Origin of the sequence: Pseudomonas sp. LG1E9 (assembly GCF_003290225.1) — a bacterium.
Classification (GTDB): Bacteria; Pseudomonadota; Gammaproteobacteria; order Pseudomonadales; family Pseudomonadaceae; genus Aquipseudomonas; species Aquipseudomonas cyclaminis.
Map to the genome: position 1 here is coordinate 1078621 of NZ_CP029983.1, position 11833 is coordinate 1090453.

An 11833-nucleotide genomic window follows, 5' to 3' on the forward strand; every position below is an offset into this window, starting at 1 on the left:
GGGGCGCATTAAACGGGTTTTTCAGGGGGTCGTCAAGCAAGTTTTCAAAAAATATTTAATTATTACCGTCGCTTACGAGTCGACCCCGGTTTTTGCTCAATTATTGAGCAGGTGGCACGTAGCCGTCGGCCTTGGCGTATTCCTCGCCGGAAAAGAACTTGTCCATCTCGCCCGCCAGGTATTTGCGGTCTTCGGCGTTCATCATGTTCAGGCGTTTCTCGTTGATCAGCAGGGTCTGGTGTTTGAGCCAGTCGCCCCAGGCTTTGGCGGAGACGTGGTCGTAGATGTCCTGGCCCTTGACGCCTGGGTACGGAGGGCGTTCCAGGGCTGGCAGTTCTTCTTTGTACTTGCGGCACATTACGGTGCGGGTCATGACGACACTCCTGCGTTCAATACTTCAGCCGCGCGCTTCAGCAGTTTCTTCACCGGGGCGGCAAGGCCCAGGCGCGGCGGGGTGGCGAGGTTATACCAGAGCCAGTCGGCCTCGGCCACGTGATGGGCGGATTCCTCGACCTGGACCAGCCAGGGTTCGATGGCCAGCTGGAAGTGGCTGAAGGTATGGATCAGTCCTGGCAGCTCCTGGTGCTTGCCCAGTTCGAGCGCATGCTGGATGGCCAAGTGATCGAGGTCTTCCAGGTTGTCCAGCTCCGGCAGGCTCCATAGGCCGCCCCACAAGCCGGTTGAGGGGCGACGGTAAAGCAGGATCGCGCCCTCGGCGTTGGCCAGCATCGGCATCAGCGTGCGCTTCTGCGGGATTGTCTTGCGCGGCTTGGGGATCGGGTAGCGTGTCTCCAGGCCGAGCATGTGGGCTTCGCAGCCTTTTTCCAGCGGGCACAGCAGGCAGCTGGGTTTACTGCGCGTGCACAGGGTGGCGCCCATGTCCATCATCGCCTGGGTGTAGGCATTGACGCGATCATGGGGCGTGAAGCGTTCTGCGGTAGCCCACAGCTGCTTGGCTACCTTGGGTTCGCCTGGGTAACCCTCTTGTGCGGTAAAGCGCGCCAGTACGCGCTTAACGTTGCCGTCGAGGATCGGCGCGCGCAGGCCCATGCTCAGGCTGGCGATGGCGCCGGCGGTGGACAGGCCGATGCCGGGCAGTTCGGTGAGCTTTTCGACATCCCTGGGAAACTCGCCACCGTATTCGGCCACGACGATCTTCGCGGTCTTTTGCAGGTTGCGCGCCCGGGTGTAGTAGCCAAGGCCGGTCCACAGGTGCAGCACTTCGTCCTCCGGCGCAGCGGCCAGGGCTTCGACCGTTGGCAAAGACGCCATGAACCGGTCGAAGTAATTGAGCACGGTGCTCACCTGAGTCTGTTGCAGCATGATCTCCGAGACCCACACCCGGTAAGGCGTGATGCCCTGCTGCCAGGGCAGGTCATGGCGACCGTGGCGGTCGTACCAGTCGAGCACCGCCTGTGAAAACTGCTCGTTTCTCATCGCTTGAACAGGCCCTTCAATGCATCTTTCAATTGCGGGTTTACCTTGTCGAGCTTCTCTTCCAGCTTCTCGCTGAGCTTGTTACCCGCCGCCTTGATCGCGACCTGGCTCAAGCCGTCCTTGTCCAGGCGGCAGGCCTTGGCGCCCAGTTCCAGCGGGCCACGGCAGCGCAGCGGCACTTCGATGTTGCGGAAGTTGGAGCCCACTTCGCAGGCCGGGTCCGGCACTTCGCGCTGGTCGCCTTCGACGATGATGCCGACGCGGTAGTCCATGCCCAGTACGCGCAGGTCGATATCACCGTTGCCGTTGACCGCCAGGCCGGGGATGCGCACTTTCAGGTCGGGGTTATTGGCCACGCCGTTACGGAAGCTCAGGTTGCCCTTCAACTCCTGGAAAGGCGTGTCTTTGCCGCGCTGTTCGCCGCTCAGGGTTTTGCGATTGAGCATGGCGATACCAGTGCACAGTTGCTGTTCAAGGTTGGCATTGAGCAGCACACCGTTGTTGATCACAAAGCTGGCGGTACCGTTGAGGCTGTCGATCAGCGCCTTTTGGCTATTGCCACGGCCGCTCAGGTTGCTGTCGAGAGTGACCTGGCCTTTCACGGGCGGCGTTTGCCCCTGGGCTTGCAGGATGCGTTCGACCGGGACCTGCTTGATCCGGCTTTGCAGTGCCAGCACTGGAATGTCCTGGCGCACATCGAGCGTGCCGTTGGCCTGGAAGCTGCCGTTGTAGAGGCCACCGCTCAGGGTGTCGAGCTTGAGTTGGCCGTCGATGCCGGACGCTTTGAGCACGGCATCCTGGATCGGCAATTTGCTCAGGGTCAGTTGGCCGAACGCAAGGTCGGCATTCACGTCCAGCTTGCGCAGATGGGCCAGGGGCAGCAGTTTGTCAGTGCTCCAGGCGCCTTTTGTCGGTGCATCCGGCAGCGGTGTGGTCCCGCCAGCCGCCATGGCGCCGGCTTCGCTGTTCTGTACTTCAGCCTGGCGGGCGGCGGTCGCGCCCTTGGCGGATTCGGACTTGGCCGGCAGATAGTTGTCGGCGTTGAAGGTATCGCCCTTGAGTTGCACGCGCAGCGACTGCTTGGCGAAATCATCCACGGCGACGCGGCCGGTGAAGGTGCTGCCGTCGAGCTTCAGGTTCAGGTCTTCCAGGGCCAGGCTGGTCGGCGTGCCCTGGAGGCGGCTGACCAGTTCGACCTTGCTCAGGCTGCCTTCGGCCATGGGTGGCAGGGGGTTGCCGACGCTGTCGAGGAACTTGGCCAGGTCGAACTGGGCGATGGACAGCGCGCCACTGAGCTGCGGGGTTTTGTCCAGATCATTGACCTTCAGCTCACCCAGTGCGCGCAATTGGTTGGCCGAGAGTTTCAGGTTGGTCCATTCGGCGATGTTAGCCGCCTGGTCCACCAGCAACTGGCCCTGGGTGGAAAAGGTCACGGTCTTGCCTTGCAGCGGTTCGCCGGTGGCTTCGCCGCTGATGCGCATGTCTTCAAACTGGTAGCGCTTGAGGGCGCGCTGAATGCGCAGATTGCCGTTGAGCTCGGTCTTGACACGCATCACCGGCTGGTTGCTGCCGAAGAATGCGGTGAGCTTCACCGGAATGCTGGCGCCTTCGTGCACGGCGCCGGCGCTCAGCTGGATGCTTTCGGCGCTGAATTGCTTGCCGGTCTGCTCATCGTTGTATTCAACGCGGGCGTTGTTGATTGTCAGGCTGTCGATGTCCAGGCGGATCGGCTGTGCAGGCTTCTCCGGCTTGGCTTCGGGTGCCGGCTCTGCTGGAGTTGGCGCAGTGCTGGCGGTGGCATCGGGCACATTCTTGCCGATGTCTTCCCAGTTGCCATGGCCCTGCTTGTCGCGGTTGAGGCGCAGGTTGAGGCCTTCGACACGTACATCGCTCATCTGCACTTCGCGGCGCAGCAGCGGCAGTACGCGCACCGACAGGCCGAGCATCTGCAGGTCGGCGAAGGGCTGGGTTGGCGCGGTCAGGGTCGCCACGCTGGCTTCGTGCAGTTCAAGGCCGAGCCAGGGGAACAGGCTCCAGCCGATATCGCCATTGAGCGTCAGCTCGATGTGGGCCTTGTCGCGGGCAATCTGGCGAATCTCTTCTTTGTAGTCGTTGGGATCGAAAAGATGGGTCAGGGCAAAGCCCAGAGCCACGATGATCAGCAACAGCCCGAGAAGTACCAGACCCAGGATTTTGCCGAACGCTTTCATGGGCGAGTCCTTGTATGTCGATTTCAAAATTTAGCCGAAGAGTATAACGCCCGATGGCCGGCGTCAGGTCACCGATCGTTACATTGTATCTACGGGCGCGGAGGGCGGGATTCTGGCGTCAATAAAAGAGAATTTCCTGAAAAAGTGATATCAGTTTGGTTTTTCTCGCGTCCGCAGGTGCTAATCTCTGCGCGTTCGTCCGCCTTCTGCGACGTATCGTCGCGCCAAAATGGAGCTTCACTCAACAAAAACGGCCACGCTCTGCGTGCTAGGCCGAGGGGGAGAGCGCCTGACGGACGCATACCAATAACTGGGGGAAACACCAATGAGCACTAGCACTGTGGCCGGTTCTGCCGCCGCACAGCCGGCGTTCCTGTCCAAGGAACGCATCATCGCCAAGCCCGGGTTCAACCGCTGGCTGGTTCCACCGGCCGCCCTGGCCATCCACCTCTGCATCGGCATGGCCTACGGTTTTTCGGTGTTCTGGCTGCCGCTGTCCAAGGCGCTGGGTATCACCAAGCCGGTTGCCTGCGCGCCGGACATGAGCTTTATCGCCCAAGTCTTCTCGTCCCAGTGTGACTGGCCTATCTCCATGCTGGGCTGGATCTACACTCTGTTCTTCATCTTCCTGGGCTGCTCGGCAGCGATCTGGGGCGGCTGGCTGGAACATGCCGGGCCACGCAAGGCCGGCGTTGTATCGGCGCTGTGCTGGTGCGGTGGCCTGTTGATCTCGGCGTTGGGCATCTATACCCACCAGATCTGGTTGATGTGGATCGGCTCCGGCGTGATTGGCGGCATCGGCCTGGGCCTGGGCTATATCTCGCCCGTGTCGACCCTGATCAAGTGGTTCCCGGACAAGCGTGGCATGGCCACCGGCATGGCGATCATGGGTTTCGGTGGCGGCGCGATGGTCGGTGCACCGTTGGCCGCGGCGCTGATGGGTCACTTCGCTTCGCCGACCAGCGTGGGCGTATGGCAGAGCTTCCTGGTGATGGCGGCGATCTACTTCGTGTTCATGATCGGCGGCGCACTGTCCTACCGCGTGCCACCAACCGGCTGGAAGCCTGAGGGCTGGACCGCGCCGGCGAAAAAAGCCAGCAATGCGATGATCACCCACCGTCACGTGCACGTGAACGTGGCCTGGAAAACCCCGCAATTCCGCCTGGTATGGCTGGTGTTGTGCCTGAACGTATCGGCCGGTATCGGCATCCTCGGCATGGCTTCGCCGCTGCTGCAGGAAGTGTTTGGCGGCAAGTTGCTGGGTGTGGACGTGCCCTTCGGTCAGCTGGACGCCGGGCAGCTGGCGTCGATCGCGGCAATCGCGGCGGGTTTCACCGGTCTGCTGAGCCTGTTCAACATCGGTGGCCGGTTCTTCTGGGCGTCGTTCTCCGACTACCTGGGCCGTAAAAACACCTACTTCGTGTTCTTCGCCCTGGGCTTTGCCCTGTACGCGCTGATCCCGAACCTGGGTCACCTGGGCAACGTGGCGCTGTTCGTGGCGGCGTTCTGCGTCATCCTGTCGATGTACGGCGGCGGTTTTGCGACCGTCCCGGCTTACCTGGCCGATCTGTTCGGCACCCAGATGGTCGGCGCGATCCACGGCCGCCTTTTGACCGCCTGGGCTGCGGCGGGCGTATTGGGCCCGGTGTTGGTGAACTACTTGCGTGAGTATCAACTGAGCATCGGCGTTGAACGTGCTGCGGCCTATGACATCACGTTGTACATCCTCGCCGGCTTGCTGGTGCTGGGCTTTATCTGCAACCTGCTGGTCCGTCCGGTGGCGGACAAGTACTTCATGACCGACGCTGAACTGGCCGCCGAGCAAGCGCTGGGCCATGACAAAGGCGCTGACGCCACTACCGTGCTGGAATGGAAAGCCTCCGCTGGCAGCAAGCCTTTGGCGATCGCCGCCTGGCTGGTGGTGGGTATTCCGTTGGCGTGGGGTGTGTGGGTGACCCTGCAGAAGACGGCGGTGTTGTTCCACTAACATCAAGTGTGGGAGGGGGGCTTGCCCCCGATAACGCTGGCTCAGTCGATGATGCAATGACTGATCCGCCGCTGTCGGGGGCAAGCCCCCTCCACATGTATGCACATGTCTATCCCCGACACTCCATCAGTCTTATCCCCTTCGATGTTTCTGTTTAGCGCCCGCGCCCCTATAATGGCTGCCTTTTTCGCCCAATGATTTTGCGGAGCTGGTGATGGCCGAACGTAAGGCGTCCGTCGAGCGCGACACTCTGGAAACCCAGATCAAAGCCTCGATTAACCTGGATGGCACCGGAAAGGCCCGATTTGATATCGGTGTACCTTTTCTTGAGCACATGCTGGACCAGATCGCCCGTCACGGGCTGATCGACCTGGATATCGTCAGCAAGGGCGACCTGCATATCGACGACCACCACACGGTGGAAGACGTAGGCATCACCCTCGGCCAGGCATTTGCCAAGGCCATCGGCGACAAAAAAGGCATCCGTCGCTACGGCCATGCCTATGTCCCGCTGGACGAAGCACTGTCGCGCGTAGTCATCGACTTCTCTGGCCGCCCAGGCCTGCAGATGCACGTGCCCTACACCCGCGCCACCGTGGGCGGCTTCGACGTCGACCTGTTCCAGGAATTCTTCCAGGGCTTCGTCAACCATGCACTGGTCAGCCTGCACATCGACAACCTGCGCGGCACCAACACCCACCACCAGATCGAAACCGTGTTCAAGGCCTTCGGCCGTGCGCTGCGCATGGCTGTAGAGCTGGACGACCGCATGGCCGGGCAAATGCCCTCGACCAAGGGCGTTCTGTAATGCAGACGGTCGCGGTTATCGATTACGGCATGGGTAACCTGCACTCGGTGGCCAAGGCCCTCGAACACGTGGGCGCCGGCAAGGTGCTGATCACCAGCGACGCCAACGTGATTCGCGAAGCCGACCGCGTGGTGTTCCCCGGCGTTGGTGCGATTCGCGATTGCATGGCCGAGATCCGTCGCCTGGGCTTTGACAGCCTGGTGCGCGAAGTCAGCCAGGATCGTCCGTTTCTCGGGATCTGCGTGGGCATGCAAGCCTTGCTCGACAGCAGTGAAGAGAACGACGGCGTCGACTGCATCGGTCTGTTTCCCGGCCAGGTGAAGTTCTTCGGCAAGGACCTGCATGAAGACGGCGAACACCTGAAAGTCCCGCACATGGGCTGGAACGAAGTCCGCCAGACGGTGGATCACCCGCTGTGGCACGAAGTGCCCGACATGGCGCGTTTCTACTTTGTGCACAGCTACTACATTGCCGCCGGTAAACCGGACCAGGTAGTGGGTGGCGGGCACTACGGCGTGGATTTTGCCGCAGCGCTGGCCGAAGGGTCGCGTTTTGCCGTGCAGTTCCACCCTGAGAAGAGCCATACCCATGGCCTGCAATTGCTGCAGAACTTCGCCGCCTGGGACGGGCGCTGGTAAATGGCCAGGAAGCCGAAGCCGCCGATCTTGAATCTCACGCCCGAGCAGGAGAGTGAGGCTACCCTCAAGATCAAGCGCTTCATGGAGGATCGCTTCGAGCTCAGGCTGGGCTCGTTCGAGGTCGCCGAGATTCTTGAGCTGTTTACCACCGAAGTGGCTCCGCACTATTACAACAGGGCGATTTTCGACACGCAGACGCTCCTTAAAGAAAGGTTCGAAAGCATCGAAAGCGACCTGTGGTCGCTTGAGAAACCCTGATTTCCCAAGCATTGCTGAATATCGAATAAGGTTTGCCAGATGCTGATTATCCCCGCTATCGATCTCAAGGACGGCGCTTGCGTCCGTCTGCGCCAAGGCCGCATGGAAGACTCCACAGTGTTCTCCGATGACCCGGTGAGCATGGCTGCCAAATGGGTGGAAGGGGGCTGCCGTCGTCTGCATCTGGTGGACTTGAACGGCGCCTTCGAAGGCCAGCCGGTCAATGGCGAAGTGGTTACCGCCATCGCCAAGCGCTACCCGAACCTGCCGATCCAGATCGGTGGCGGTATCCGCTCCCTGGAAACCATCGAGCACTACGTCAAGGCAGGCGTGAGCTACGTGATCATCGGCACCAAGGCTGTGAAAGATCCGGCCTTCGTTGCTGAAGCCTGCCGCGCGTTCCCAGGCAAAGTCATCGTGGGCCTGGACGCCAAGGATGGTTTCGTCGCCACCGACGGCTGGGCTGAAATCAGCACCATCCAAGTGATCGACCTGGCCAAGCAGTTCGAAGCCGACGGCGTGTCCGCCATCGTTTATACCGACATCGCCAAAGACGGCATGATGCAGGGCTGCAACGTACCGTTCACCGCCGCGCTGGCTGCGGCCACCAGGATTCCGGTGATCGCTTCCGGCGGTATTCACAACCTGGGCGACATCAAGTCGCTGCTCGACGCGAAGGCGCCAGGGATCATCGGTGCCATCACCGGCCGTGCGATCTACGAAGGTACCCTGGACGTCGCCGAAGCCCAGGCTTACTGCGATGCCTACAACGGCTGAGGACTGACCATGGCGCTGGCCAAACGCATCATCCCTTGCCTGGACGTCGACAATGGTCGCGTGGTCAAGGGCGTCAAGTTCGAGAACATCCGTGACGCCGGCGACCCGGTGGAAATCGCCCGTCGCTACGACGAGCAGGGTGCCGACGAGATTACCTTTCTCGACATCACTGCCAGCGTCGATGGCCGCGACACCACGCTGCATACCGTTGAGCGCATGGCCAGCCAGGTGTTCATCCCGCTGACCGTGGGCGGTGGCGTGCGCACCGTGCAAGACATCCGCAACCTGCTCAACGCCGGTGCGGACAAGGTCTCGATCAACACCGCCGCCGTGTTCAACCCCGAGTTCGTCGGCGAAGCCGCGCAGCACTTTGGCTCGCAGTGCATCGTCGTCGCCATCGACGCCAAGAAAGTTTCCGGGCCGGGCGAAACCCCGCGCTGGGAGATCTTCACCCACGGCGGTCGCAAGCCCACCGGGCTGGACGCGGTGGAGTGGGCGATGAAGATGGAAGGCCTGGGCGCAGGGGAAATCCTGCTGACCAGCATGGACCAGGACGGCATGAAAAACGGCTTCGACCTGGGCGTAACCCGTGCTATCAGCGATGCGCTGGGCATTCCGGTAATCGCTTCCGGCGGTGTCGGCAACCTGCAGCACCTGGCCGACGGCGTGATCGAAGGCCATGCCAGCGCAGTGCTGGCGGCGAGCATTTTTCACTTTGGCGAATACACCGTGCCTGAGGCCAAGGCCTACATGGCGGCGCGCGGTATCGTCGTTCGCTAAACGTTGCTGGACAGCATGGCAGGCGCGCGGCACTCTCTGCGCTTGCCATGGATTCCGGTAACTTTCATGTTCAAACACCTGCTGCTCGCCCTCGCCACTACCTGCGTGTTAATGGTCGGTAACGCCCAAGCCAACGAACCGTCTGACGCCTCCCTGGTGTTGCTGACGGAAAACTTCCCGCCGTACAACATGGCGAAAAATGGCAAGAACTTCGCCAAGGAAGAGAATATCGAAGGCATCGCCGTGGACATCGTGCGCGAAACCTTCAAGCGTGCCGGCATTTCCTACAACCTCACCCTGCGTTTTCCCTGGGAGCGAATCTACAAACTCGCCCTGGAGAAACCCGGCTATGGCGTCTTCGTGATGGCGCGCCTGCCGGATCGTGAGGCGCTGTTCAAGTGGGTCGGCCCCATCGGCCCGGATGATTGGGTGCTGCTGGCCAAGGCCGACAGCAAGATCCAACTGGATGACCTGGAACACGCGCGCCGCTACAAGATCGGCGCTTACAAGGGCGATGCCATCGCTGAGACTCTGGAGAAACAGGGGCTCAACCCGGTGGTGGTGTTACGCGACCAGGACAACGCGCAAAAGCTGCTGGATGGGCAGATCGACCTGTGGGCCACGGGTGATCCTGCCGGGCGTTACCTGGCGCGTCAGGTCGGCGTGACCGGGCTCAAGACGGTGTTACGGTTCAACAGTGCCCAGCTCTATCTGGCATTGAACAAGGACGTACCGGACGAACTTGTGACCAAGCTGCAGGCGGCGTTGGATCAGTTGCGTCAGGACGGTGTCGTCGATCAGATCATGGCGCGCTACCTCTAGTGCTTGTTGTTGGCTCAGGTAATGCGTTGCAGGTGACCTGGCATTCTCTGGTGGGCGGGTATTCACTCCAATAGACGCTGTCGCCGTCGGTGTAGCTGACATCGGTTGCTACCTGTGTGCCGTTTTCACGTAGCAGCCGGTAGTCACTCTGGATCAGGTAGACCGCCACTGCCTTGTTGGCCGGCACAGCCGCAGCAATTTCAAACGCAGTCGAGGTGACCCAGCCGCTGGATGAGGTTTCGGTGTGGGTAAGGCCTTTGCTTAACTTGGCTGAAAACATGATCGACGTGCCCCAAAGATTGAACTGCCACTCACCGCCAACTTCGATGGATGTTGTTTCGGTAAGTGTCTTGGATTTTCCACCATTCTCTCCACGGGTAGCAGTCCATTTGAAGGTCTGGTTGATTGACGTCTTGTTGTGTCCGAAGCCGACCAGCACATAGCGATCCGTTCGTTCCAGGCGATAGGTGGGTGAGGTGAACAACTGTTCGGCCGGGCGCAGGTTGGGGTCCTTCACCGTAAACCACGGGATCTCACAGGTATGGGTGATGTGCGCCGCTTCGAACGGCGAGGGCTGCCGGTAATCGGGTAGCGCCGGCGCTGGTGGAGCGGAGCTGACGGTCTGCCGGATTTGCATGCGCAGAGAGTAGGCGGCGACATGGGTTGACGGTTTGGTGTAGCTGTCGGCGCCGACAAAGGTACCTGCCGAAAAGTACGCCTCCCCGGAGGCGGCGCCAGGCGGTGAAATGCTCCAGGCGCTGAAATCCTTCTGGGCTCCGCTGCCCCTATCGTTCCAGATCAGGTCGCTGATGTAGGAGGCGATGACCAAGTCTGCTCGTACGCAACGAATGGCGTTGCGCGATGGTTTGTCGTGGCCGGTGCCGCACACCAGCCCCAGCGCCACATAGCCTTCGGGTGGAATCGGTCGCCAGATGGCACCATCGGTATGAGCGCGGGAGCCGGAATCATTCCAGATCAATTCATACTCCACGGGCGCGCTCAGAGCCTTTTCCAGGCGAGGCGCCCCGGGGATTAGTGGCGCTTCACTGGCCACTGCGACGATGCGTTTTCGGTTGATGTTGTCGTAGTTGCCAACCGCCAGGTCCCCGAGGGGGTAGAAACCATTCAAAAAGTCCGACGACGCTACGGGTCGCCAGAAGCTGACAGGCTTTGTGCTGCCGGCGCCTTTATCGTTCCAGAGTGGCGTGAATTCGCTGGTGAAGTTGATCAGCAGGTTTGAGTAGCAGATAGAGTCCATGGCGTGTCGCGTCCTGAAAGTGTAGGCCGTAAAGGTCTACTATTCAGGAGCAACTACGTCCTATGTGGTACTTACTTGCGCACCGGTTGGTAGGTACCGTTTTTTCCGTGTCCGCTCATGGCCTGATTACTGCGCACACTGATCATCAACTTGATATCAATCCACTCCACGCCTTGGGCCTTGAGCTTGGGCAATTCGCGCTCCAGCACCGCCAGGGTCTGTGGGTAAGGGTGCCCGATCATCACCGCCGAACCCTGCTTGTGCGCCAGCTTGATTGCGGTTTGCAGTTGCGCGGTGATCGCTGCTTCGGTGCGTTCGTCATCAAGGAACACATCCCGCGAAACATGCGCCAGCCCGATCTTCTGCGCCTCGGCGGCGGCCACGGTCTGCGCGCTGGTGCGGCTGTCGACGAAGAACTTGTTGCGCCGTTGCAGCTCCGCCATCAGCCAGGCCATGGCGGCCGGTTGCGCGGTCATGCGGCTGCCCATGTGGTTGTTGATGCCGGCGGTGTAGGGCACGGCGTTGAATGCGGCGTCCAGACGCTTGCCGAGTTCTTCGATGGGCAGCTCAGGGTGCCAGGCGAACGGGCCGGTGGCTGGGTCCATGGGCATGTGCAGGATTACGATTTTGCCGGCCTTGTGCGCTTCGCGGGCGAATTCGGCGGCGTGGGGTGTGTCGGGCATGATCGCCGTGGTGACCGGGCCCGGCAGGGCCAGCACGCGCCGATCCCGGGGCAGGTTTTGCCCGAGGTCGTCGATGATGAGGGTCAGGTAGGCTTTGTGGGATTCGCTGGCAGGGGCCGCTTGGGCGACCCCTGCCAGGCTGCACAGCACAGCGATGATCAGGGCAAAACGCATA

The 11833-nt window shown here is 61.1% G+C and carries 12 protein-coding genes; 7 read left to right on the forward strand and 5 right to left on the reverse strand.

The annotated features are described in order from the left end of the window. Window positions 1-100: 100 nt before the first annotated feature. Genes DNK50_RS05160 through DNK50_RS05170 form a run of 3 tightly spaced genes read right to left on the reverse strand, consistent with a single transcriptional unit; the run spans window position 101 to window position 3647 of the window. Window positions 101-373: an oxidative damage protection protein gene (locus tag DNK50_RS05160; protein WP_099583873.1), complete on the reverse strand. Its 273-nt coding sequence runs from the start codon at window positions 371-373 to the stop codon at window positions 101-103. Continuing rightward, window positions 370-1437, reverse strand: a complete 1068-nt coding sequence (gene mutY / locus DNK50_RS05165; RefSeq protein WP_099583872.1) for an A/G-specific adenine glycosylase — start codon at window positions 1435-1437, stop codon at window positions 370-372. The genes DNK50_RS05160 and mutY overlap by 4 nt, the downstream gene beginning before the upstream one ends. After that, window positions 1434-3647, reverse strand: coding sequence for an AsmA family protein (locus DNK50_RS05170; protein ID WP_112193015.1), 2214 nt, complete (start codon window positions 3645-3647; stop codon window positions 1434-1436). The genes mutY and DNK50_RS05170 overlap by 4 nt, the downstream gene beginning before the upstream one ends. Before the next feature lie 325 nt (window positions 3648-3972). Here DNK50_RS05170 and DNK50_RS05175 point away from each other — a divergent pair, with 325 nt between their 5' ends. From DNK50_RS05175 to DNK50_RS05205, 7 genes are all read left to right on the forward strand, one after another. Next, window positions 3973-5634, forward strand: coding sequence for an OFA family MFS transporter (locus DNK50_RS05175; RefSeq protein ID WP_112193016.1), 1662 nt, complete (start codon window positions 3973-3975; stop codon window positions 5632-5634). A gap of 214 nt (window positions 5635-5848) precedes the next feature. Further along, window positions 5849-6442, forward strand: a complete 594-nt coding sequence (gene hisB, locus DNK50_RS05180; protein ID WP_003218037.1) for an imidazoleglycerol-phosphate dehydratase HisB — start codon at window positions 5849-5851, stop codon at window positions 6440-6442. After that, on the forward strand, window positions 6442-7080 hold the full coding sequence (gene hisH, locus DNK50_RS05185) for an imidazole glycerol phosphate synthase subunit HisH (protein ID WP_112193017.1): 639 nt from the start codon (window positions 6442-6444) through the stop codon (window positions 7078-7080). Before hisB ends, hisH begins: the two co-directional genes overlap by 1 nt. Then, entirely contained in the window at window positions 7081-7338 is a 258-nt protein-coding gene (locus tag DNK50_RS05190) for a DUF2164 domain-containing protein (protein ID WP_112193018.1), read from the forward strand. A gap of 39 nt (window positions 7339-7377) precedes the next feature. Then, window positions 7378-8115: a 1-(5-phosphoribosyl)-5-[(5-phosphoribosylamino)methylideneamino]imidazole-4-carboxamide isomerase gene (gene hisA / locus DNK50_RS05195; protein WP_048723388.1), complete on the forward strand. Its 738-nt coding sequence runs from the start codon at window positions 7378-7380 to the stop codon at window positions 8113-8115. A 9-nt stretch (window positions 8116-8124) separates the two neighbouring features. Next, the gene (gene hisF / locus DNK50_RS05200) at window positions 8125-8895 is read left to right on the forward strand and encodes an imidazole glycerol phosphate synthase subunit HisF (protein WP_003171107.1); all 771 of its coding nucleotides are present in this window, start codon (window positions 8125-8127) and stop codon (window positions 8893-8895) included. Window positions 8896-8961: 66 nt separating this feature from the next. Beyond that, window positions 8962-9717: an ABC transporter substrate-binding protein gene (locus tag DNK50_RS05205; RefSeq protein ID WP_099583868.1), complete on the forward strand. Its 756-nt coding sequence runs from the start codon at window positions 8962-8964 to the stop codon at window positions 9715-9717. Here the strand turns inward: DNK50_RS05205 and DNK50_RS05210 are convergent. Together DNK50_RS05210 and DNK50_RS05215 are read right to left on the reverse strand one after the other, a co-directional pair. Continuing rightward, the gene (locus DNK50_RS05210; RefSeq protein WP_256595498.1) at window positions 9698-10975 is read right to left on the reverse strand and encodes a Vps62-related protein; all 1278 of its coding nucleotides are present in this window, start codon (window positions 10973-10975) and stop codon (window positions 9698-9700) included. The genes DNK50_RS05205 and DNK50_RS05210 overlap by 20 nt on opposite strands. 71 nt (window positions 10976-11046) lie before the next feature. Then, window positions 11047-11832 carry a divergent polysaccharide deacetylase family protein gene (locus tag DNK50_RS05215; RefSeq protein ID WP_112193019.1) on the reverse strand — a complete coding sequence of 262 codons (786 nt, stop codon included), beginning with the start codon at window positions 11830-11832 and terminating at the stop codon, window positions 11047-11049. Between the last annotated feature and the right edge of the window lies 1 nt (window position 11833).